Origin of the sequence: Sphingobacterium multivorum (genome assembly GCF_900457465.1) — a bacterium.
GTDB classification, from domain to species: domain Bacteria; phylum Bacteroidota; class Bacteroidia; order Sphingobacteriales; family Sphingobacteriaceae; genus Sphingobacterium; species Sphingobacterium multivorum.
The window spans coordinates 213,177-236,385 of record NZ_UAUU01000008.1; the positions used below are offsets into that span (position 1 = coordinate 213,177).

The 23,209-nt window shown below is 39.3% G+C and carries 20 protein-coding genes; 17 read left to right on the forward strand and 3 right to left on the reverse strand.

Annotated elements, in window-relative coordinates; all coding sequences use genetic code 11:
• Positions 1-68 precede the first annotated feature (68 nt).
• A complete protein-coding gene (locus tag DTA23_RS09360; RefSeq protein ID WP_112374525.1) occupies positions 69-893 on the reverse strand; it encodes a helix-turn-helix domain-containing protein in 825 nt (274 codons plus the stop codon).
• A 213-nt stretch (positions 894-1,106) separates the two neighbouring features.
• On the opposite strand from DTA23_RS09360, the gene DTA23_RS09365 reads away from it, so the two are divergent.
• The gene (locus DTA23_RS09365) at positions 1,107-1,919 is read left to right on the forward strand and encodes a class I SAM-dependent methyltransferase (RefSeq protein WP_239468702.1); all 813 of its coding nucleotides are present in this window, start codon (positions 1,107-1,109) and stop codon (positions 1,917-1,919) included.
• Positions 1,920-1,946: 27 nt separating this feature from the next.
• Here DTA23_RS09365 and DTA23_RS09370 read toward each other — a convergent pair whose 3' ends face one another.
• Positions 1,947-2,345 (reverse strand): DUF1801 domain-containing protein, encoded by a 399-nt coding sequence (locus tag DTA23_RS09370; protein WP_046675924.1) that lies wholly within the window; start codon positions 2,343-2,345, stop codon positions 1,947-1,949.
• Positions 2,346-2,654: 309 nt separating this feature from the next.
• Between DTA23_RS09370 and DTA23_RS09375 the strand changes: the two genes are divergently transcribed.
• The 11 genes from DTA23_RS09375 (at position 2,655) to DTA23_RS09420 (ending at position 16,337) form a co-directional block, all read left to right on the forward strand.
• The gene (locus tag DTA23_RS09375) at positions 2,655-3,206 is read left to right on the forward strand and encodes an RNA polymerase sigma factor (RefSeq protein WP_112374526.1); all 552 of its coding nucleotides are present in this window, start codon (positions 2,655-2,657) and stop codon (positions 3,204-3,206) included.
• Positions 3,207-3,273: 67 nt separating this feature from the next.
• Positions 3,274-3,711 carry a hypothetical protein gene (locus DTA23_RS09380; RefSeq protein WP_112374527.1) on the forward strand — a complete coding sequence of 146 codons (438 nt, stop codon included), beginning with the start codon at positions 3,274-3,276 and terminating at the stop codon, positions 3,709-3,711.
• A gap of 74 nt (positions 3,712-3,785) precedes the next feature.
• Positions 3,786-4,115 (forward strand): FecR family protein, encoded by a 330-nt coding sequence (locus tag DTA23_RS09385; RefSeq protein WP_256603498.1) that lies wholly within the window; start codon positions 3,786-3,788, stop codon positions 4,113-4,115.
• Positions 4,102-4,401 carry a FecR domain-containing protein gene (locus DTA23_RS09390; protein WP_172462365.1) on the forward strand — a complete coding sequence of 100 codons (300 nt, stop codon included), beginning with the start codon at positions 4,102-4,104 and terminating at the stop codon, positions 4,399-4,401. Before DTA23_RS09385 ends, DTA23_RS09390 begins: the two co-directional genes overlap by 14 nt.
• A 150-nt stretch (positions 4,402-4,551) precedes the next feature.
• Entirely contained in the window at positions 4,552-5,727 is a 1,176-nt protein-coding gene (locus tag DTA23_RS09395; protein ID WP_112374444.1) for an IS4 family transposase, read from the forward strand.
• Between the two features lie 109 nt (positions 5,728-5,836).
• Positions 5,837-9,187 (forward strand): SusC/RagA family TonB-linked outer membrane protein, encoded by a 3,351-nt coding sequence (locus DTA23_RS09400; RefSeq protein WP_204990715.1) that lies wholly within the window; start codon positions 5,837-5,839, stop codon positions 9,185-9,187.
• A 14-nt stretch (positions 9,188-9,201) separates the two neighbouring features.
• Entirely contained in the window at positions 9,202-11,079 is a 1,878-nt protein-coding gene (locus tag DTA23_RS09405; protein WP_112374530.1) for a RagB/SusD family nutrient uptake outer membrane protein, read from the forward strand.
• Between the two features lie 548 nt (positions 11,080-11,627).
• A complete protein-coding gene (locus tag DTA23_RS09410; protein WP_112374531.1) occupies positions 11,628-13,433 on the forward strand; it encodes a CBM96 family carbohydrate-binding protein in 1,806 nt (601 codons plus the stop codon).
• A 311-nt stretch (positions 13,434-13,744) separates the two neighbouring features.
• Entirely contained in the window at positions 13,745-14,182 is a 438-nt protein-coding gene (locus tag DTA23_RS30305; protein WP_370445078.1) for a vWA domain-containing protein, read from the forward strand.
• Entirely contained in the window at positions 14,134-14,865 is a 732-nt protein-coding gene (locus DTA23_RS09415; protein WP_370445079.1) for a vWA domain-containing protein, read from the forward strand. The genes DTA23_RS30305 and DTA23_RS09415 overlap by 49 nt, the downstream gene beginning before the upstream one ends.
• 80 nt (positions 14,866-14,945) lie before the next feature.
• Entirely contained in the window at positions 14,946-16,337 is a 1,392-nt protein-coding gene (locus tag DTA23_RS09420; protein WP_256603245.1) for a sigma 54-interacting transcriptional regulator, read from the forward strand.
• 95 nt (positions 16,338-16,432) lie between these two features.
• Here the strand turns inward: DTA23_RS09420 and DTA23_RS09425 are convergent, their stop codons facing one another.
• Positions 16,433-17,155 (reverse strand): DUF3667 domain-containing protein, encoded by a 723-nt coding sequence (locus DTA23_RS09425; RefSeq protein ID WP_112374533.1) that lies wholly within the window; start codon positions 17,153-17,155, stop codon positions 16,433-16,435.
• Between the two features lie 319 nt (positions 17,156-17,474).
• Here DTA23_RS09425 and DTA23_RS09430 point away from each other — a divergent pair, with 319 nt between their 5' ends.
• From DTA23_RS09430 to DTA23_RS09450, 5 genes are all read left to right on the forward strand, one after another.
• Positions 17,475-17,891 carry a MarR family winged helix-turn-helix transcriptional regulator gene (locus tag DTA23_RS09430; RefSeq protein ID WP_112374534.1) on the forward strand — a complete coding sequence of 139 codons (417 nt, stop codon included), beginning with the start codon at positions 17,475-17,477 and terminating at the stop codon, positions 17,889-17,891.
• Between the two features lie 17 nt (positions 17,892-17,908).
• Positions 17,909-18,253 (forward strand): GIY-YIG nuclease family protein, encoded by a 345-nt coding sequence (locus DTA23_RS09435; RefSeq protein ID WP_112374535.1) that lies wholly within the window; start codon positions 17,909-17,911, stop codon positions 18,251-18,253.
• Position 18,254: 1 nt separating this feature from the next.
• Positions 18,255-18,680, forward strand: a complete 426-nt coding sequence (locus tag DTA23_RS09440) for a DUF1330 domain-containing protein (protein ID WP_070568634.1) — start codon at positions 18,255-18,257, stop codon at positions 18,678-18,680.
• A gap of 252 nt (positions 18,681-18,932) precedes the next feature.
• Positions 18,933-20,873, forward strand: a complete 1,941-nt coding sequence (locus DTA23_RS09445) for a family 43 glycosylhydrolase (protein ID WP_112374536.1) — start codon at positions 18,933-18,935, stop codon at positions 20,871-20,873.
• A 442-nt stretch (positions 20,874-21,315) separates the two neighbouring features.
• Positions 21,316-23,196, forward strand: coding sequence for an MGH1-like glycoside hydrolase domain-containing protein (locus DTA23_RS09450; protein WP_112374537.1), 1,881 nt, complete (start codon positions 21,316-21,318; stop codon positions 23,194-23,196).
• The last annotated feature ends 13 nt before the right edge of the window (positions 23,197-23,209 follow it).

The following is a 23,209-nucleotide window of genomic DNA, read 5'->3' on the forward strand; positions in this document are numbered from 1 at the left end:
TGGTATAAATAATTATGGAGCAATGTTACTGTTTAATAAAATAGTGTGATTGTATTTTTGTAAACCTGCTAAATAAAAATCCATTTTATTTGGTCCCGTTCAAGATCAGCTATTTTGGAAAAGAAAATTTTTGGTGTAAACCCTGTTAATTTTTTAAAATCTCTGATCATGTGGGACTGATCGAAATAATCCAGGTTATAAGACAGACCTATTTTGTTGCCATCTTCGAGGTGACTTTGAATCGCAGCTCGAAATCTAATGATTTTTTTGAATTGGGAAGGTGTTTTACAGATATGTTGATCGAATTGCTTATTTATGGTTGTTCTCGATCTTCCTGTTTTTAGCGAAAATTCTGACATCGATTGATTGAGGTTACTTGTATCTAGCATTTCGGTGATTATGTTTTCGAGCAATGCATTTTCAAATAGCCAAAATTTTGATATCCAATACTCTTCTAAGGCCCTGATTCGCTCGTCTTGGTTATCAATGGAAAGGATAGATGTCATCGCGTTTTTATAATCCAAGTGCGGATTAAAATCGGGAAATGTTCCGCTGTTATAATAGCTTAAATCATTGGGTATAAAAGCATTTATCCCAAGAGGTTTGAAGTAAGTGGTAATTTCATTTATTTTTCCCTCATAACTCACTAAAACAGGTTCATTAAAATTGCATACAAGGTTTGTTTCTATCGAATTGGACGGACAATGCTTCGTAATGACCTCATTTGGGCTTACCTTAGTTTTGGTCTGCTCACTTATCGTCACTATGGTGTAAATGCTCGGAAACGTAAAATATGCCGTCGCTTTTTCTTCGTGAATTTTCTCAAGTACATAGAAGCATTCAATATATTTTTTTAGAAGTAAGCTCTTTGGTCTATATATTTTTATCGTCATTTATTCTTCATGTAAATAGGTGTTATTCATACATCATCTTTTTAAACTTGGATGTATTGGATAATCGATTTAAATATAGAGAACCTTTATGATAATTTTTACCAAGCTTAATTTCTTAAAACACTTATTTTTAAATTGGGGAAAAGATGAATCCGATAGCATTCAATTTTTAGCGTACTTTAGTCGGTAATTAACCGTTTAATAAAAAACCAAATGAACGATTTGAATCTAGAAGAAAATTACATCGCAATAAACAAACACTCGTGGAATAATAGAACAGATACACATCTAAAATCAGACTTTTACAATCTAGCAGGATTTTTAAAAGGGGAGACTTCGCTAAATTCAATCGAATTGGCCTTATTGGGTGATATCAGCGGAAAAAAAATATTACACCTACAATGTCATTTCGGACAGGATACAATTTCTTTGAGTAGACTTGGTGCCAAAGTTACTGGTGTTGATCTATCCGACAAGGCGATTGAAAGTGCCCGAGAAATTGCGAAAGAAACGAATGCAGATGTACAGTTTATCTGTTGTGATTTGTATGAGCTTGAGAATCATCTTGACGGACAATTTGATCTGGTCTTTACCAGCTATGGAACGATTACTTGGTTACCGGATTTAGATAAATGGGGGAAAATAATTTCACGTTTCTTGAAACCGAAAGGGAAGTTTGTTTTTGTCGAGTTTCATCCAGTTGTTTGGATGTTCGATGATAATTTTGACAAAATTGGCTATAATTATTTTAATGTTGCTCCAATTGTTGAAACCGAGCAGGGAACCTATGCCGATAAAGATGCAGCTATTTCGCAGTCCTATGTTACCTGGAATCATAGTATGAGCGAGGTCGTTGGAGCTTTACTTCATCATGGGCTAAACATTCAAGACCTGAACGAATTTGACTATTCACCTTATCCCATTTTTAAAAACATGACAGAACTAGATCCTAAAAAATTCAGAATAGCCCATTTGGGAAATAAAATTCCGATGGTCTATGCTATTGTTGCGCGTAAAAGTGAATAAATAGAATGCTGGGAATTGACCAGGTACTTATTTCTTTTTCAAATAACGATTTATCATGGGGCTAAAATCTATTTTGGATGAAGCCTGAATATGTTCTGCCAATACGGATGCGGGAAATTCATCCAATGTTTTGAAATTAATACAGCCTTTTTGAAATTTAGCCTTGGGTAATTTTAATTTTAGTTCTTCCATTAATTCGGGGTTAGTATAGATAACCAAGGAATGGAATGAAATGTAATTCTTTGCGACTGTTAGCCCGTATTTAAATACGCCCTGTTCATTAAAGCTAATTGCATTAGGGTTTGACATGAATTTTCCGAAGCTCTCAGAGACGGTATTGTCATTTTCTGTTATCGCTTTCCGGAATTGACGGATGACCTCTTGCTCCGTTTCCGAAAGTGTATTGATATACTGATCTATTTCCATAATATCGTATTGTTCTTAAGGGCTTGTCATTGTTAGCTAAAATATTCAATTTTCTTGATTTAGATGAAGCAATTCTTGAAAAAGATTCGACAGGTTATGGCTACGGATTGCTTAAAAGAAATTATTCAGAATTATCTCCCGCTGGTATAATTCTATTGGTTACCCTAATATCGTAGTGAACATATTTTGTGTCGATTCGAATTTATTCCTGTCCTATGGCACGTATAGGAAGTTCCGTTTAGATTTTATATATTGCATCGATCAATTTTAAACCGACATTTAATTTCTCAACAATATAAATCTTCAGTTATGTGCAATAGTAGTCTTGAGGATCTTTTTCTTTTGGTGAAGGAGTCGAATGAAGATGCATTTGACGAACTGTATCATCGAACTTGGAAAAAATTGTATGAAATTGCGCTCAGACGCCTGCAAGATGAAAGTACAGCAAAAGAAGTTATTCAGGATCTTTACATTGATTTATGGGAGAAACGGCATCGCAAAACAATACAAGATGTTGATCATTACCTTTGCCAAGCCGTCCGTTTCAAAGTGATTGACAGGTTTCGAAAGGAAAAGAGGTATTTTGAAGAATTAGAAACAATGGTTGAAGAGCTAAGCGATGGATCTACTGCCGATGACAACTATATTCAAACTGAATTGGAATCAATGCTGCATAACTGGATTGCACGTATGCCACAAAAACGTAGAGAAATATTCTTGCTTCGCTACAATGAGGATAAAACTGTTAAGGAAATTGCGAAATTATTAGGTTTGTCGACAAAAACTGTTCAAAATCAATTGCTTAATACAACAAATACACTTAAACTTCTAATCCAAAAAATTCTTTTTATATTTTTTTAATTTTTTTTTGGGAATTATCATTAGTCACAACGACATATAAGAAAGGAACCAATATAAACCATCTTATATGTCTGAAAGGAAACGTCATGTTCGCACGGTATTAAAAGATCTTCTCGATCGGTATATTTCGGGAGATACCAATCCTCAAGAACGACAATTTGTTGAATACTTGTACGATGCAATGGACAGAGAGGGAGAGGGACAAAATGATATGGACCGCGTGGGAGAGGAGATTAAAGACAAGGTTCATCATCGTATTAAAAAGCGTACTTTAAGTTTTCATATACTCAAAATAGGCTATGCTGCAGCAAGCATCCTGATTCTTTTTGGAATATTTATATCCTATAAGCTCATCGATAATTCAAAAATAAGCGACAGAGTTCTTCATGTCGCTAATCATAATCCGTCGTTAATAATCGGGAAGGAAAAACGGTTTGATCTATTAGATACCTTACCACAAGGAGCTCATTACACAACTATCAATGATGAAAAGTACTCGCACTAAGCACAGTTTCCAAAGGGACAGATTTTGGGAAACTGCGTATAGAAAATCCTTCGAGAAACGTATTTTCGGTTTTACTGAACGATAGCACACAGGTGTGGCTTAATTACTTGGCAACAATTGAACTTGATCCCGATTTTAATAAGAATAATCGTTCTGTCCATATTACTGGGGAGGTTTATTTTGATGTTCATAAACAATATACTGGGGGTAAAAAGATTCCGTTTTCAGTTCACTCCGCCTTGCAGACCATTGAGGTATTGGGAACAAAATTCAATGTAAATACATCTGGTAATTCCGAAGAAAATGTATTGCTTACAGAAGGGAGTATTCGTCTTACGCATAATCGCTATGGAACACAGGTGTTTATTAAGCCGGGGCAAACAGGCTTTCTTGGAAAAAGATAAACCTAAAATCTTACTTATTCAATCCGAAAATGTCGAAAAAGCAAATGCCTGGCGCAAAGGACTGTTTTATTTTGATAATGAGAAGTTCGCTGAAGTTGTCCCCGAATTTGAGCAATGGTACGGAATTCGAATCGTTATAGATCCGAAAATTGCAGGACTTCCCATTACAGGAATGATTAGCAGGTATGAAAATATCCGCGAGGTCTTGGCGATCATTAAGATGACTAATAATATAAACTATATAGAAAGGAAAGGAACAATATATGTAACAGAAGCAAACCCATAAAAAATTAGGAATGCTGCTACATTCCTAATCGCGCCTTTACGGCTTTTGGTAATGATCAATTATCACTTGCGTCCTAAACGTTTAAAAAGTGGCGGTGTTTAGATATAGCAAAGTTGCTATATTTAAATCGCAAAATTATAACACACCGCCATGATAAATTTAAACGTTTTTAGTCAGATTTTATCTCTTATCGACCGCGAATTATTCAAAGATTTGGTTTCAAAGCACAAAAGTGACAAACATCAGAAAGGGATCAACAGCTGGACGCATCTAGTCAGTATGCTTTTCTGTCATTTTTCCTCGGCAGATTCGGTTCGTGATATTAGTAACGGTTTACGCAGTACCACTGGTAATCTGAACCACTTAGGTGTAGTAAGAGCTCCAAGTAAGTCTAATATATCCTATATCAACACACACCGTACCCATGAACTTTTCAAAGATCTTTACTATTCTGTTTTGGATAGGCTTTGGCAAAAGGACACCCATTTTCGCAAAGATCTTGGTCAGCTAAAGCGTAAAGTATATCTGATGGATGCCAGCATCATCCCCTTATGTCTATCTGTATTTGACTGGGCTAAATTCAGGAGCACCAAAGGTGCGGTAAAACTGCACACCGTTCTGGATTATGATGGCTGCCTGCCTGTTTTTATGCAGATTACCGATGGAAAAGTACATGAGAGCCAGCGGGCCGGTAGTTACAGTTTTTCTAAGGGAAGCGTGGTGGTAGTGGACCGTGGCTACGTGGATTACAGCTGGCTTGGGGATTTGGACAGCAGGGGCTGTTATTTCGTTACCAGGAGTAAAACCAACATGAATTACAAGGTTATCAAATCATATCAGAGTGAAGCACTCTTGGAAAAGGGAATCATTAAAGATGAGATCATTGAGCTTTCCGGTGCTGCCTGCAATAAATACAATTCCAAACCGTTACGCCTGGTCCACTTTTGGGACAGCACCACTGGTAATGAGTACCACTTTTTGACCAATAATACTAAATGGAAGGCTTCTTTGGTGGCAAACATCTATAAACAACGCTGGCATATCGAAGTCTTCTTCAAGCATCTAAAGCAGCGCTTAAAAGTATCGACATTCATAGGGACTTCTGAAAATGCAGTGATGATACAGATCTGGACTTCACTGATCGGCATATTACTGTTAAAGTACCTCCAAAAGAAGGCCAAATATGATTGGAATCTTTCCAATCTTGTGGCATTTATCAGAATGAATATCTTCGTGAAAATAAACATCTGGAAATGGATAGATGATCCATTTGTCAGGCCTCCGGTCAAAGGAAAAAATGGACAGCTGAACATCTTCACGGAATGAAAAGTAGGGGTCAAAATTCAAATGAGCAAAAAATCAATGGTTGTAACACAGAAAACGACTCCTAAAATTTATTTAGGACACATGTGATCAATTATTAATCAATTTTCAAATGTATAAATTACTTATGACATCCCGCAAACAAAATAAGTTTGCACGCAATTTTTTGTACCTTTTTTTTGGCAGCCTTGTCTGGTTATTTAGCTCGGCCAAGCCAATCTTTGATGTACAGAAAAACATAACAATCGACTTTAATAATATTCCGGTAAAGCAGGTTTTTAAAGAGTTAAATAGCAAAACCGGTTTAAAGTTTATTTATTCCCCAAATGACATCGACGATTCGAAGCGTATATCCATGACATTTAGAGAGCAGCCGATATTGACTGTTCTAGATAAGATCTTTTCAAGTTTAAAGATCTCTTACACGTTAAATGACAATACTATTATTGTGAAACGTGGTCTTCAACAAGCTTCAAAACAAGAAGGCCGCGTCATTGCGGGCCGGGTGTTTAATAAGCGACAGACGGCCTTGGCAAATGCTACTGTCGCCACAGGCCTCGGCAAAAATAGAACATCAACAAATGACCAAGGGCAGTTTACACTCAAGCTTGATCCACAGGACAGTTATTTCATGGTTAGTCTTGTCGGCTATGTGAGTCAGCGTGTACCCCTCAAATCAAACGGAGAATATACGGTGATATTAGCGGATAGTATTAGCGCACTGGACGAGGTCGTTGTCGTAGGTTTTGGTACCCAAAGACGTGCCTCTGTGGTAGGGGCGATCACGACGATAGAACCCAAACGCTTGCAAATAGGAACATCTCGTTCTATGAGTAACAATCTTGCAGGACAACTTGCTGGTATCATTGCTGTACAGCGATCTGGAGAACCGGGGTACGATAATTCAAACTTTTGGATACGAGGTATCAGTACTTTCGGTGGAAGCAGAAGTCCATTGATTCTTGTGGACGGTGTGGAGCGGTCTTTGGACAATATGGACCCCGAAGAAATCGAATCGTTTTCGATATTGAAGGACGCGGCAGCAAGTGCAGTGTATGGTGTAAGGGGGGCAAATGGAGTGATTTTGATCAATACAAAGAGAGGAAAAGTAGGTAAACCCAATGTTTCTGCTCGTTTTGAGCAGGGAATCACATCGCCAGTACAGCTACCTAAATTTGTTGGTGCGGCTGATTATTTGGAGGTAATGAATAGCATTCGGGAGGAACGTGGGGAGCAAGGTTTATATTCGAAAGAGCGGATTGAAAATATCCGTAATCATACGGATCCAGACCTCTATCCGGATGTCAATTGGTTGGACGCAGTACTTCGGGACCAAGCTGGAAATTCACGGGCGAATGTTAGTGTCAATGGGGGATCTGATATTTTGCGTTATTCCTTAGTAACTTCATATTATCGGGAAGGTGGATTGATTGAACGCGATGAAAAACAGGCATGGAATTCATCTTCACGGTTAAACCGTTATAATGTGCGCTCCAATGTAGATATCAATGTGAGTCCAACCACTCTCTTCCGGTTGAATATTGGCGGATATCTCCAGGATAGAACAAGAGCTCCCCAAAGTGTTGATGAGCTATTTCAGGAGGCTTTCACGATCCCTCCATATGTACATCCTACCATCTATTCCTCTGGCGAAATACCTCGGACACCCCAGCGGACAAACCCCTGGGCATTGGCAACTCAACGCGGGTACGAACGTATTAGCGCGAGTAAAATCGAATCTTTATTTGCCGTAGAACAGGACTTATCGTTTTGGTTGAAGGGATTAAAGGCTCGGGGGCTTTTTTCCTTTGATAGATATTCTAACACGTCGGTCGTTAGGAGTAAAAGCCCCGATTACTATAATCCAGCTATCGGAAGGGACGAAAATGGAAAATTAAAGTTAGTCATTGATAGTTATGGACAGGAATTTTTAGGCTATGAAAAAAATTCAGACTGGGGTGATAAGAGCATGTATCTTGAGGGAGCTATTAACTATGTTCAATCTTTTGGTGGCCATAACGTAGAGGGAATGTTTTTATACAATCAGCGAAATTACGATAATGGAGATCTTTTGCCTTATCGGAATCAAGGAATCGCAGGTAGATTTTCGTACAATTATAGCAACAGATATATTGGGGAATTTAATTTTGGTTATAATGGATCCGAAAACTTTGCTCCAGGAAAACGTTATGGGTTCTTTCCTTCCTTTGCTTTAGGCTGGTATATTTCCGAAGAACCTTTTATGGAACATCTTAAAAATACATTTTCCAAAATCAAACTGCGCGGATCTTATGGATTGGTGGGGAATGATAAGTTAGATGGTCGTCGGTTTGCCTATATCACAACCATTAATGAGACCGGTGGATATTCGTGGGGACTAAATAACGATTTTAAACGCAGTGGTCGCATGGAAGGTGATCAAGGTAACAGTGGACTTACTTGGGAAACAGTTGCTAAATCCAATATCGGTTTCGAACTAGGCTTATGGAAAGCACTGGAATTTCAGCTTGACTTATTTCATGAGGACCGGAAAAATATATTTATGCAACGTCGTTCTATACCCGGTTCGAGTGGTTTTACCAATGCACCCTGGGCAAATTTCGGACGCGTAAACAATAAAGGTATTGATATGTCGCTTGAATTGAACAGGCAATTAAATCCAAATCTATTCCTTTCTGTTCGCAGCACATTTACTTATGCCTTAAACAAGATTTTAGAACAGGACGAACCTAGCGCAGTGATCGGTACCTCAAGGTCTTCTACCGGAAAGCCGATCGGCCAATTGTTTGGCTTTATTGACGAAGGCCTATTTACGGATGCAGATTTTTCAGATATTGCTAATGGTACTCTTCGATCAGATATACCAAAACATACTTTTGGACCAGTGCGTCCAGGTGATATCAGATATCGGGATTTGAATGGTGATGGCGTGGTAGATGCCCTCGATAGAACTGCTATCGGTGGAACGGAGGATCCACAGATTGTATTTGGCTTCGGATCCAACCTAAGGTACAAAGCTGTTGATTTCGGTTTCTTTTTTCAGGGAGTCTCCCGTACCTACAGGATCATTGGTGGTTCAAATTTTATTCCCGGAAGTGCCAATGGAGCAATGGGCAATATTTTCGACAATGTTTCCGATAGATGGACCTTGGATAATCCTAGACAGGATGTTTTTTATCCGCGGCTTTCTGACTATCAAAGTGCGAATAATAATTTAGCCTCCACTTGGTGGCTTAGAGACATGAGTTTTATAAGACTACGTAATATTGAAGTGGGCTATAGCCTACCATCAAAAATTCTTGATCATCTCGCTATCCGTAATTTTAGAATATTTCTGCGTGGTAATAATCTATTGACAGTGAGTGATTTTAAGCTTTGGGATCCAGAGCTTGGGGTTAATAATGGTATGCGCTATCCGATCATGAAATCTGTTTCCATGGGATTGGAATTGAATTTTAAATAGAAATAACCTATACAATGAAGACTATAAAATATAATATTACCCGGATATTACTGCTTGTTGCGCTGGGTTTTACAGCGACCTCTTGTTCGAAATATTTGGACAAAAGCCCTGATGATCAGCTTACTTTAGATATGATTTTTAAAGACAAAACCAGAACAGAAGACTGGCTGGCAGGAATATACAGCAATGTACCAGATCCATATTGGGGAAATACCCGTACACTTGGCTGGGACCCACTTTCGGATGATATGGCACCATCTACGGGCTGGGAGCAATTTGGTTGGTCTGTTATAGGGATGCAGACCGGTAATTGGAATCCCAGTACTTCATGGGATCCTAATTATTGGGTGGAAATTCCCAAACGTATTCGTTCAGCTTATATTTTTCTGGACAATGTAAAACCAAATCCAGCACAGTTGGTGACCGAGGAGGAAGTAAACCTCATGAAAGCTGAAGCTCGCTTTATGATCGCTTATTATTATACCCTTCTGCTCGAAACCTATGGTGCTATACCGTTTCATCTTGGATTGACCGATCCGAATGCATCGGCCGAAGAATTGATGATTGGACAGACCCCATTTGATCAGGTGGTGCAATGGGCTGAAAAGGAGCTCTTGGATTTGTCTGCTATTTTACCCGCTAAATATAGTGCTGCCCAGAAATATGGTCGCGCGACCTCTATTATGTGCTTGGCCGTCAGAGCTCGTCTTCTATTATTTGCTGCAAGCCCGTTAGTCAATGGTAACACGGCATACACCGGTTTCGTTAATAATAAGGGAGAAACGATATTCAATGGAAATTATAGTGTAGATAAATGGAAAACTGCAGCAGCGGCCTCAAAATTACTAGTGGAAAAAGCAGAATCAGCCGGTCATAAATTATATATTGAGTATAATGCAGATGGGTCTATAGATCCGTTTCTATCTTATCAAAATATGTTGTTTAGACGACCTCAAGATGGGAACGAGGAGATTCTTTTTGCTCGTCCTGATTGCAATATCTGGGAATATGATAGGCACGCACAACCAAGAGGTACTGGGGGAAACGGGGGACTGGGAATTACACAATCCTTAGTGGATGCCTTTTTCATGGAGAATGGTCGGAAGATTGATGACCCATTATCGGGATATCAGGAAAAAGGGTTCTCAAAGGCCGCAGAAGTGCGAAATACACGCTGGGCTGAGTCTCAGGGAAACGGAAAGGTGACTTTGGAAGGCACTTATAATATGTATACCCATCGTGAACCACGATTTTATATTTCGGTTCTGTATAATGGTGCTTGGTATAGAAGAGAAAATCGGACAACCGAATTCTATAGTGGTAACTGGGATGGGGGACCTACGCATGACGCCCCACAAAATGGATACCTTGTACGTAAGAAAGTCCATCCAGATCACGACCCCCGCAATGGAACAAATCCCTATAGACCAGGAATACTTTATCGACTGGGCGAAGTGTATCTGAACTATGCCGAAGCATTAAATGAGTCCGACGCTAATCATCCTGATATATTAAAGTATGTCAATTTGATAAGGGTGCGCGCAGGTGTACCACAATATGGTGTAGGAAAAGATGCTTTACCAGTACCATCTTCGCAGGAGGCAATGCGTAAAGCAATCCGAGATGAGCGACGGGTAGAACTAAATAATGAAGGTATCCGTTACCGAGATGTGCGACGCTGGAAAATTGGTGAAGCTGTGTTAAATGGAAATTTCTATGGTATGAATTTTTCTGGTACAGAAAAGGATGACAATGAATCTAACCCCAAAGCATTTTTCAAACGCTCAGTTTATCAAAAGCGCATATTTACAGCAAAGAATTATTGGTTCCCAATTCCACAAACGGAGATAGATAAGAATCCAAATTTGGTGCAAAATCCAAACTGGAAATAAATATTAAAAACCAATCCAGTTTTCTATATTTATTGAATATGCTGCTTAGTTTTTTGCTATGTGGCATATTCTTTTTTAAAGAATATGTTGAATGTCTATTTCAGGTTCTAATTTAAAATTTTACCCCTCTTTATTTCAGATTTTACCCCCTGTGGTTGGCAAGTTATTTATAATTTAATGTTATTAATCAAATTATACAATTCGTATTCGTTGGAATAAGGAATACGTCTGCAAGAATTATAACATTTATAAACTAAAAACAGCATTATGAGAAAATTTATGATGGTGATTTCTATTGGAATCATTGGGCTATTGAGCTGCCAAAAGTCTGTTCAACTAGATTCTCCGACATCACTAAAAACAAAGCGAAGGTAAATCTAGCAAGTATAGGTAATACTTACTATATAGATCCCAGCGGAAACGATGATAGCACAGGAACGAGCACAACTGCAGCATGGAGAACGCTGGCCAAAATTAATGCCTCGGTTTTTGGCCCTGGTGATCGTATTTTGTTCAAGAGTGGTGGCGTATGGAATGACACGTTGCATATGAAAAATTCGGGAACGGCTGAGGCTCCTATTATTATAGATAAATATGGCGGCGATGTTCGTCCGATTATCAACGGTGGTGGAAAGAGAAACGGATCAAATGCACTATACCTCAATAGGGTGTCTTATTTTGAGGTAAATAACCTCGAACTGACAAATACAATCCCAAGCGGAACAAGTTATGCTGCTACGGGGATCCGCGTGGTTGGAGGCAGTTCTGCAGGAACAGCAATTAGCAATGTCTTCGTTAGAAATTGTTATGTTCACGACGTCAATGGTGCGATCGATGGACAGACCAATTATAACAAAAGCTCTGGCGGGATTATCTTAGACGGTAAAATATACGGTGCTTTGGTACAAAGTTGCCACGTAGCCAATTGTTCCGTTGAAGGGATAAGGACCACTGGCGATAGGGCTATGGCAGCAAGATCAAAAGATATTATTATCGATAACAATTTGATTGAATATATCTACGGCGACGGAATCGTTATGTCCGGCGTGACGGGAGGAAGTAAAATCACACGCAATACGGTCTATAAGGCATGTATGAACACAGGCTCTGAAAATTATGCGGGTATTTGGACAATTGGTAGCTTGAATACGCTGGTGGCTTATAATGAAGTTTACGGTATGACAGGCGGGGGCGCTAACGATGGAGTCGCGTTCGATGCCGATGGCTATGATACCAATTCAGTAACCGATGGAGATATTTTCGAATACAATTATTCGCATGATAACAACGGTGGATTTATGCTTTTTATGAACCAGTCTAAGAATATTAAAGTTCGCTATAACGTTTCTGTTAACGATATCGGTACAACACGGTTAAAAAAGCTCTTTTTGATCGAAAAAACGACATACGATTCCCGTGAGATTTATAATAATGTATTTTACATCAAAAATCCAACCGCCAGCCTGTTTAACGTCATGAATGGCGTAAGTTCAGGAAAGCCTTATGCAACATTTTCAAATAATATTTTTTACACGACCTCGACCATTAGTAGTTTGTCTACCCAAGCCGATAACGGACTGAATTTTAACAATAATTGTTTATTCCCGTCGAGTACATTTACGTCATTGAACTGGGGAACTACCGTGCGGAACAACAATTTCTATGAAGATCCGGTATTTGTCAATCCAATCGGTGGAAACGGCCTTGAAGCTGCAAAAGGTTATGATGTCGGTTCCAGTTCGGCCGCCCTTAATGCTGGTGTATTTATAAGTAACAATGGGGGCGAGGACTTCGCTGGAAACGCGCTGCCATTGGGTAATCCAGACGTTGGAGCGTTTCAGCATGCTGTTGTAGCCAATGCCGGAAGCTCTCTTGCCGATGCCTATGTCCGCAACGGTACCTATGCAAGTACAAATTATGGAACTACAACTGACCTTGTCATCAAATCCGACGCTACATCTTACGCACGTAAAGCATATACTAAATTTGATATTTCGATGATTACTAAACCTAAAGTGAGTTCGGCAAAATTAAAAATGTATGTTGCAGGAGTGAATACAGCACCACAACGTACTATTAATATTTATACAACCTCCACGACATCTTGGTTGGAAAATAGCATTAATTGGAACAATGCACCAATGGATACTGTACTTGTCGGTAAAATTCCTATTTCTGGGATAGGTTTACAGACCATCGACGTCACTTCGGCCATTAACAGATTGCTGACCGGCACTGATCGTAAAGCATCCTTTCTATTTTTAAATACAGCTGCGACCTCTTCTACAAATGATATGTCTTTTAGTAGTAGGGAAGCTGCCGCCAATAAACCGACTTTGGAACTGCTCTATTAAGCTGGTACTTATTCAGGTAATTCTATCCTATTTGTGGAATAACCAAATCAAGAAGCCGCAGAGAATACCAATTCTCTGTGGCTTTTTACGCTTTCCCAATAGCGCTTTATGCTATCACCCAAAAAATCGGGCTAAGTAAACAAGACTGCTATTAATTATAGTGTACATTATTTTTTATGCGTCATACTATAGCCAGTTTTTGAAGTTAAATGGACATACGGTGCTCACAAAAATTATTATTTCGTAAATTCATACTATGAAGCATCCGATACAAGAGTTGGATAGCTTCTTCATACTAATAAGAGGAATGCATGAAAAGCACGAAACGAAGGAAAGGTTTTCTTTTCAAACAATATGAAGGGCCGTTTCAAACGCCTTTTGATAAATTATTTGACATTTTCAAAGAACTGATTACCCATACCTCTGGTGATTTTGATGAAGCCATTGACTGGCTTAGGCAATTGGATAAAGAGTTCAAACTGACGACTCCAGCCTATACGATAGACGATTTCGTTGCGGATCTGAAGGATAAAGGTTATATCAGGGAAAAAGTGGAGTTTGGTGGTGAAGGTGGCGTAGATATTACCTCAAAGTTGGAGAAAGCCTTGCGTCAGCATGCCTTGGACCAGATATTTGGGAAAATGAGGAAAGGAAAATCAGGCAATCATAAGACCAATCACCAGGGCGGAGTGACGAAAATATGGGCGATTTCAGAAACTATCAGTACGGAGATAGCCTGGAGAAAATAGTTTTGACAGAGAGCTTGAAAAACGCACAGATCAATCATGGGATAGGTGAGTTTGCCTTATCCGAAAATGATCTCGTCGTAGAAGATACACAGTTTAAGTCGCAGATGAGTACAGTGTTGATGATCGATATCAGCCACAGTATGATTTTATACGGCGAGGATCGGATCACACCTGCAAAAAAAGTGGCGATGGCTTTATCAGAACTTATTTTGACCCGTTACCCGAAAGACTCACTTGACGTCATTGTTTTCGGAAACGATGCATGGCCTATCGCGATAAAAGACCTTCCTTATTTGCAAGTTGGACCATTTCATACCAATACCGTCGCGGGCTTAAAGCTAGCGATGGACTTGCTCAGGCGAAAACGGCATGCGAATAAGCAAATTTTTATGATAACCGACGGGAAACCGAGCTGTTTAAATATGCCGGACGGCACTTACTATAAGAATCCTATGGGTTTGGATCCTTTTATCACCAGCAAATGCTATAGTATGGCTGCGCAGGCTCGAAAGTTGGGAATACCAATTACAACCTTTATGATTGCTTCGGATTCTTATCTACAGCAATTTGTCGACGAGTTTACAGCTTCAAATCAAGGGAAGGCTTATTACACGGGACTTGGGGATCTAGGTGAAATGATCTTTGAGGATTACGAAGAAAATAGAAAAAAAAGAATACGATAAGAATATATGGATTACACGAAGATTACAACATTTGGTGCATTAAAACTTCGGGTTATAAACCTAAAACAATAAAAGAAGAATTGCGTCAGAATCTGATTACAAAAATAAAGACGGGTGAAACCGTGTTCAATGGGGTACATGGTTATGAAGATACCGTAATTCCAGAACTTGAAAGAGCAATACTTTCCAAACACAACATTAATTTCTTGGGCCTTCGCGGTCAGGCGAAAACACGTCTCGCTAGGCTCATGGTCAACTTATTGGATGAATATGTGCCTGTGGTTCAAGGTTCAGAGATTAATGATGATCCGTTTGACCCCATATCGCGTTATGCGATAGAGTTGCTGAAGGAGAAAGGCGACGATACACCGATAAGCTGGCTTGGTAGAGGTGATCGTTTTGTGGAGAAACTGGCTACGCCTGATGTGACAGTAGCTGATTTGATCGGTGATGTAGATCCCATCAAAGCCGCAAATTTAAAACTGAGCTATGCAGACGATCGGGTGATTCATTTTGGTATGATTCCTCGGGCAAACCGTTCTATATTTGTCATTAATGAGCTACCTGATCTTCAAGCTAGAATCCAGGTAGCCCTCTTCAATATATTACAGGAGGGAGATATTCAGATCCGCGGTTTTAAGTTACGCTTGCCGTTAGATGTACAATTTATATTCACAGCGAATCCGGAGGATTATACCAATAGAGGAAGTATTGTGACGCCGCTGAAAGATCGCATTGGATCGCAGATACTTACACATTACCCCGCATCGGTTGAGATAGCAAAGGCAATTACTGCGCAGGAGGCGAACTTGGAAGCGGCCCAGAAGGAGCAGATATATGTCCCGGAGCTGGCTAGGGAATTGATTGAGCAGATAAGCTTTGAAGCACGAAATAGTGAATATGTTGATGAAAAGAGCGGCGTGAGTGCGCGTATGAGCATTACAGCATTTCAAAACTTATTAAGTACCGCTGAATTACGCATGCTCCGAAGTGGGGAACAAGCAACTGCAGTACGGCTGAGTGATTTTATGGGTATTGTGCCTGCGATAACCGGCAAAGTTGAGCTCGTTTATGAAGGCGAGCAAGAAGGAGCGGGTGTCGTTGCAGTGCAGCTGATAGAAAACGCGATTAAAAGCCTTTTCCCGATTTTATTCCCAAAAATTGAGAAACTGGAAAGAGAAAACGAGCGTTATCCCTACGATGATATTGTTCGTTGGTTTTCGGAATCAGAAGGAATCGAATTATCTGATGAACTCAACGATTTGGCGTACGGGCAGGTTTTGGATCAAGTGAAGCCTATCCATGCTTTAATTCAGCAATACCAACCGGAAACGAAACCCGAAGATCTCCATTTTCTGACTGAATTCGTTTTATGGGGACTTACCCTCAACAATAAATTAAGTAAATATAGACTGGGGTCCGGCCTTCAGTTTCAAGATAATTTTCAGGGATATCTGAGAAATAATCTGTAACAGGCAACGAGTAATAGGATGGGTAAGTTTACAGCGCAAACTTACCCATCATGTTATTTTAAAAGGTTTCACAAGGACGGAAAAAGGAGGATAACCTATCTTTTCATTAAAATTAAGTCTATCGATAGACCAATAATAACCACGACAACAGTAAATGACAGATAACCTAAAATATAAACAGCGAGCGCTTTTAAATAACTGGGTATTTTGTAGGGGTCGAAAAATTGTCCAATAGCCCAAACGCTATATACCATAGCGACGATGCTAGCCTGTACCATAACACCTGTATGTGTTACACCTTCAACTAATGCAAAAATAGTATAGATCAACATCGTGATTCCCAAAATAAAACACAGCAGGATAACAATTTCAAAAAAATTAAAACCGTATTTATTAAAAAATAGTTTCGCCCAAAAAGCGATAAACAATCCTATCATGATATTGGCGTAACCATAGTGATCCTGGATCCAGAGGTATATCGAACCCGTAGTAGAATGTTGGGATTCGTAATAGCTCACATATTTGTCGTTTACATGAAAAAAATGGCTTACTACAGAGTATATCAGCGAGGTGATGATGATAAAAATAATGGGTTTTACTAGGCGACTCCTGTTCTCGGCAATATATTTTTTTACATTTTTTCCGGGTGTGGTAATGAGTTCACGAATCGTGTACAAGATGCCGCGCTCGAAATGAAGGACATGTTCAATCTCGTGGACGATATAATGCGCATCAATTCTTTTAAGGACCGCTGGCTGTCCGCATTTCGGACAGAAATTCAGCGTTATATCTGTCCCACAGTTTTTGCATTTTGTCATGTTTATACTATGTTATAGGTAATAAGTTTGTTAATATTTGAGGATTCTTTCCTTTCCATATTCTGAAAATCTTTGGCTTTAGCCTCCTATCGATTAGAATTTGTCCAAAAATATTATAGATTATGTCAATCAAGGCTACACCTAAGTGTAGTTTTATACCAACCAACTTCTCTCGTAAGGTAAATAGATTTATTGCGCTGTCGTGTAACCGCGCTGTTGGAAGAATCTTTTATTCTATTCGGCCATTTAAATAAAACTATTATATTTGCATAATACTTGAGTTGTCAAGTATTATGCAAATAACAAGAACAATAATACTATGAACGCGATTAATACGATTCTGAACATTGTAAAAGTTCAATCTGTCATCACCAAAAAGTTTGATGGGTTGAGCTTGCATGGACTAAGTCTGACAGACTTTATGATCCTACATATTTTAAGGCAGGTTCCCGGTAACCGGCTACGGCGAATTGATCTGGCTGAAAGTACCGGTTTAACAGCCTCAGGAATTACACGGATTATTTCCCCCATGGAAAAGATGGGGCTTGTTGTAAAAGAGCACAATGATAGAGATGCCCGGGTCAGTTATGTGAAGCTTACGGCGGCTGGTGATCGAATTTTAAAGGAGGCGACTGTTACAGCTGAGCACATCGCCAATAAGCTATTGGACGGAATGGCCGTAACAGATCTCCTTATTTTTGCTGCGCAATTGAAGTCATTGGGTGGAGATTTATAATTTTAATTTAAAAACACATGAACAAAATAGATAAAAAGCAATTGAAAGCCGAATTCTTGGACAGTAAACCATTGATGGGAGTGTTAACAATTTACAATAGGGCCGAAAATAAAACATATATCGCAGATAGCCTGAATTTAACGGCTCTTTCCAACAGAATTAGATTTATGTTAAACATGGGGCAATTTGACAATCAAAACTTACAGGCGGATTGGAACCAATTGGGCGAGGGAAATTTCCTGTTTGAAAATGCAGTTATTATTCCATTTGAAAACGACAAAATCATTGATTATAAAAGAGTCGTACATCATGCTGCAACTGAGTTGAAGAGTAAAGTGAGTGAAACAACAAGTATCTATTGATATGGCAAGAAAGACGTATTTGTATCCGAGTTATGAAGCCGGAAGGAATCTGGCATTGAAAAATATCCAAGGCCCCATTGTCAATCTCAATTTAATTCAGTTGAGGAAAATCGCGGACTATACTAATTTTCCGGAGATTGCGCCAATCAAAGAAATTTCGGGATACGATGCTTTCATGAATTATATAAAGCTAGCCAAACCTTTTGTGGAAGAAAGCGGCGGTGAGCTACTTTTTGTTGGGCATGGTGACCAGTTTCTGATAGGCCCCGATCAGGAGCAGTGGGATATTTGTCTGCTGATCAAACAGCGAAGTGTGTCCGATTTTTTTTCATTTGAACAAAATCCAGCGTATATGAAGATTATAGGGCATCGTACTGCAGCAATCTTGGATTCAAGACTTTTACCCCTGGAAAATGTCCCGTTTTAAACGGTACTTACCATAAAAATATCGCCTATTTAAATAATAAATGTATATTTGACATTAATAAAAGTAAACCTCGTATCGTATTCTTCTACAGCTTCGTGGAAAAGTGTTTTTGAGCAAATTTAAATTTGTGTTGAATATCCCTTCGATCAAGATAATTTGGAATTTGTGCATTAAATAATCCATTGTTAAGGTGTAATAAAGAAGGTTTACTCGGCAAATAAGCATTTAGAAAAACCTAAAAATTGATCAAACATGAAACTAAAACAAATAGGGGTATTGAGTATTGCATTAATGAGTTTTACCAATGTCATAGCGCAAAAAATATACAATGCAGATAATGCGGCGGGTTATCTTTTTGCATATTTTGAAGGTTCGGGGGATAAAAATACACAAGAGCAATTGCGATTTGCAGTCAGTCAGGATGCGCAAAACTGGGTTGCATTAAATAACAATAAACCTATTTTGTCATCGGCGGATATATCCCAAACGGGAGGGATTCGTGATCCGCACATCCTTAGGGGAGAGGACAAAAAGTCATTTTATATGGTCGCAACTGATATGTTTACGGTAAAGAATGGGTGGGGAAGTAATCCGGGTATTATTTTGATGCGATCTGATAATCTGACGGACTGGAAACACAATACTGTTGACCTGGCAAAGTTATACCCTAAAAAATTTAAGAACGTAAAATGGGTATGGGCACCACAGACGATCTACGATCCGGCTGAAAAAAAATACCTGGTGTATTTTACGGTGAAATCGCATGAGAATGATAAACTTGATTTTTACGCGGCCTATGCGAATAAAGATTTTAGTGGCTTTGAAAAGGAACCTACTTTATTGTTCAGTCCAAAATTTGGCGGTATTGATGGCGACATTGTCTATAAAGATGGGCTATATCATTTTTTCTTTAAGGGTAATACAAAAGATGCTGCCGGAAAAGAAGTAAAAAATGGAATTCAGCAGGCGACAAGTAAATCCTTAAAAGGACCATGGAGAGAAGACTTCCGGTATCTCGATGCCTACGCAGACACGTCTGTTGTTGTCGAAGGATCTAGCCTTTTTAAGTTGAATGGAACAAACGATTATATCTTGATGTACGATTTGTATGCGAATGGAAGATACGAATTTCAGCGCACAGATGATCTCTTTAATTTCTCTTCAAAACCTGAACCTTTTCATAAGAATTTTAATCCGCGACATGGAAGTGTGATTTCAATCAGCAAGGAAGAGTCTCGTCTTCTGAACAATAAATGGGGCGGTGTACCTGGTGAATTGCTAGCTCCTGTGGCTGCGGATGACCGGTATCATTTTACCGCAAAGGGAAATCCGATTATTAAGCATCATTTTACGGCCGATCCGGCAGCATTAGTTAAGGGGGATACACTTTGGTTGTATGCAGGTCATGACTTTGCAGGAGGTCAGAAAGGCTATAAGATGAAAGACTGGATCGTTTATTCTACAACGGATTTAAAAAATTGGACGGAATATCCCGTGTCTTTGCGCATAAGTGATTTTACCTGGGCAAAAAGCGGCGATGCATTTGCGGGACATGTTACCGAACGTAATGGAAAATATTACTGGTACATCAGTTCCAATTGGTCCGGAATAGGTGTCGCTGTAGCAGACAGACCCGAAGGTCCCTTTAGCGATGCATTGGGAAAACCCTTATTGACCAACAAAGACTGTTTTGCTTCTTCCCATTCCTGGGCCTGTATCGATCCAGCTGTTTTTATTGATGATGATGGTCAAGCCTGGATTTTCTGGGGCAACCGCGAATGTTACTACGCAAAGCTCAAAGAAAATATGGTTGAGATTGATGGCGAAATAAAACAAGTGAATTTTGAAGGACTAGCTTTTACGGAAGCACCATGGGTTCACAAGCGCAATGGAAAATACTATTTGAGTTATGCCACGGAATTTCCGGAGAAGATCGCTTATGCCATGGCCGATAAGATCGATGGCCCCTATGTCTATAAAGGAATTCTGAATGAAATAGCAGGCAATAGCAATACGAACCATCAGGCAATTGTCCCTTTTAAAAACCAATGGTATTTCATTTATCATAATGGGGGAATTAATCCAGATGGAGGCAGTTTTAGCCGTTCGATATGCATAGATACCTTAAATTACCGTCCAGATGGTACAATCCATAAAATTAAAATGACAACGGAAGGAACTACCGGAGACTAAGCATGAAAAAGCCGGCGATCAAGCTAAAGTGGCTGCCGTAGAAGGTGGGGTAAAGACCGGTTTAATACATTAAAAATGTGGAACGACAGCATCGTTCCACAAAATGTTTTTCAGTGTAGTATTGTAGGATTCTTTTTACAGTATTCTTATCGAATCAATTCAGAAATTTAAAATGATGAGATAGGCATCTCCATTCATTTCGGCAATTACTTCTCTTGAGTCAAGTTTACTTATGGAACAAATGTAGCTTAGAACAGCAGTAGAAAGAATATGAAAAAGATACTTTTTTATGTGAAAATGGGAATATTTGAGTTTTATATAAATACGGTTGTTGCAATATGACACATTGTATCAATTTTACGTCGATTTGTTCCACCATGCTTAATTGTCATAAAAATTCTGTTGATTAGGTCTTTGTTCCAGTTCTATTCCATACAACCATATGAAAAGACAACATCGTTCCGTTTTTTTAAATTCTATTGTTTTAAGCAGCACAGCCTTTTTGGTTCTAGGTGTTCTTTTTTCCTGTTCGAGTAACCGCGGATTTTCTGGGAAGCAGGAGTCGATATATCAGCTTGAACTTGATCGTTTAAAGGAAGTGGCGAAAAATAATCTAACAGATAATATAAAAGAGTTCAATGCTTACGAGCACCGGCCAAAATCGGACGGCGCTTTTGACGAATCCAACAACAAAGACTTTTTAGTCAATAACATTCCGTATTTTGAGAGTTCCAACGATACCCTAAATCGCGTGTATAATTATCGTTGGTGGATGATCAGCAAGCATCTTCGGGATTATTATGATCCACATGATTCAAAGAAATATTGGGTTATAACAGAGTTTTTCGGGTATCCCGCCTGGGGATCCTTGAGTGGAGCGATTACCTGCCCAACGGCGCATCAGTTTTACGATGTACGTTGGCTTCGTGATCCAAAATACCTTCGATCTTATGCCGAATATTTTATGCTTGGATCAGCTTCCAAATTAAATCAACGGGAAAACGGTAATTTTTTGACCCATTTGAGCAGGCCCGAAAGTGTTCATTTTTCCAGCTGGATGGTCGATGGTATTGAATCATTTTTAAAAATTCATCCCGATCAGGCCTGGACACAAAAGATGCTTCCCGCAATGGAGAGCCATCAGCATCTTTTGGATAGCCTATTCACTGTAAAAAATCCAAATGCGAAGACCGACGGCATGTACAAAATTCTGGATCTGTACGATGGTATGGAATTCAGCCTTTCGGCGGTACTTGGCTTAATTGAAAGTAAAGGACCTTATGCTATTTATACCGATAGTACATGGAGAGATCTTTATTTAGGTTGGGGGACGACAGACAAGGCTGCAAATACGACTGCGGCGAAGGAATTTCCATTGGCCTTTACCAAAGGTTATCCTGATTTTTATTTGGTGCGCCCATCCGTTGGAAGTTATTCCTTCGGAAATACCAACGCATTGTACAATCTCTATAGACTGGAACAGCAACAACATCCTTCGATTACGAATAAGGCGAAAGCAGATTACTATAAGGTCAGAAGCCAGGAAATACAGCAGAAATTTCTCAGGACACTTTGGAATTCAGATGATGGTTTTTTTAATACCTTGACAGCCGGTGACAATGCCTATGGTGTTCGGGATTACGAAGCTCGGGTGCGGGAATCCGTTGGTTATACCCCTTGGTATTTCAATATGATACCGCATGAGGATAATAAAAAGTATGAGGTAGCTTGGACGATGTTTACTTCCGAAAAAGGTTTCAATAACCATAAAGGAATGACCACGGCCGAAAGACAACATCCCTATTATAATGAGCAGGCTTATGCCTGGAATGGCAGAGGATGGCCTTTTCAAAACTCGGTCGTCTATAAGGGATACAGCAACTATTTAAGAAATTATAAAAATCAAATCACTGTGCAGGACAAAGAGACCCTATACGAACAAATTATGAAGCTTACACGGCTTCACGGTTATGCCCACCCAAATATCGGTGAATGGTATATACCAAGTGATGGTGAGCAATTTGGTGGGCAGAATGATTATTTTCATTCAACCTATCCAGACATGATCATAGCAGATCTCATTGGATTTAAGGCATCCCATCACAACAGTTTTCAGGTTCAGCCACTGATACCTGCTGGCAAAATGGATTATTTTTACCTCGGAAACTTAGACTATCACGGGAAAACAATAGACATTATCTGGAAAGAAGACTGGGATCAAAACAAACCTGGAAAACAGTCTATGTTATGTATTTGGGTAGATCATGTTTTGAAGGCAAGCAGCAAAGATCTTGGTGTTAAAATAGACGTAAATTTAGACTAATATCAACAGGTGT

Excerpts from the sequence above, each read along its gene's own strand:
- DTA23_RS09360 (WP_112374525.1), bottom strand. The coding sequence starts at position 893 with ATGACGATAAAAATATATAGACCAAAGAGCTTACTTCTAAAAAAATAT.
- DTA23_RS09365 (WP_239468702.1), top strand. The coding sequence starts at position 1,107 with ATGAACGATTTGAATCTAGAAGAAAATTACATCGCAATAAACAAACAC.
- DTA23_RS09370 (WP_046675924.1), bottom strand. The coding sequence starts at position 2,345 with ATGGAAATAGATCAGTATATCAATACACTTTCGGAAACGGAGCAAGAG.
- DTA23_RS09375 (WP_112374526.1), top strand. The coding sequence starts at position 2,655 with ATGTGCAATAGTAGTCTTGAGGATCTTTTTCTTTTGGTGAAGGAGTCG.
- DTA23_RS09380 (WP_112374527.1), top strand. The coding sequence starts at position 3,274 with ATGTCTGAAAGGAAACGTCATGTTCGCACGGTATTAAAAGATCTTCTC.
- DTA23_RS09395 (WP_112374444.1), top strand. The coding sequence starts at position 4,552 with ATGATAAATTTAAACGTTTTTAGTCAGATTTTATCTCTTATCGACCGC.
- DTA23_RS09400 (WP_204990715.1), top strand. The coding sequence starts at position 5,837 with ATGTATAAATTACTTATGACATCCCGCAAACAAAATAAGTTTGCACGC.
- DTA23_RS09405 (WP_112374530.1), top strand. The coding sequence starts at position 9,202 with ATGAAGACTATAAAATATAATATTACCCGGATATTACTGCTTGTTGCG.
- DTA23_RS09410 (WP_112374531.1), top strand. The coding sequence starts at position 11,628 with ATGAAAAATTCGGGAACGGCTGAGGCTCCTATTATTATAGATAAATAT.
- DTA23_RS30305 (WP_370445078.1), top strand. The coding sequence starts at position 13,745 with ATGAAAAGCACGAAACGAAGGAAAGGTTTTCTTTTCAAACAATATGAA.
- DTA23_RS09415 (WP_370445079.1), top strand. The coding sequence starts at position 14,134 with ATGGGCGATTTCAGAAACTATCAGTACGGAGATAGCCTGGAGAAAATA.
- DTA23_RS09425 (WP_112374533.1), bottom strand. The coding sequence starts at position 17,155 with ATGACAAAATGCAAAAACTGTGGGACAGATATAACGCTGAATTTCTGT.
- DTA23_RS09430 (WP_112374534.1), top strand. The coding sequence starts at position 17,475 with ATGAACGCGATTAATACGATTCTGAACATTGTAAAAGTTCAATCTGTC.
- DTA23_RS09435 (WP_112374535.1), top strand. The coding sequence starts at position 17,909 with ATGAACAAAATAGATAAAAAGCAATTGAAAGCCGAATTCTTGGACAGT.
- DTA23_RS09440 (WP_070568634.1), top strand. The coding sequence starts at position 18,255 with ATGGCAAGAAAGACGTATTTGTATCCGAGTTATGAAGCCGGAAGGAAT.
- DTA23_RS09445 (WP_112374536.1), top strand. The coding sequence starts at position 18,933 with ATGAAACTAAAACAAATAGGGGTATTGAGTATTGCATTAATGAGTTTT.
- DTA23_RS09450 (WP_112374537.1), top strand. The coding sequence starts at position 21,316 with ATGAAAAGACAACATCGTTCCGTTTTTTTAAATTCTATTGTTTTAAGC.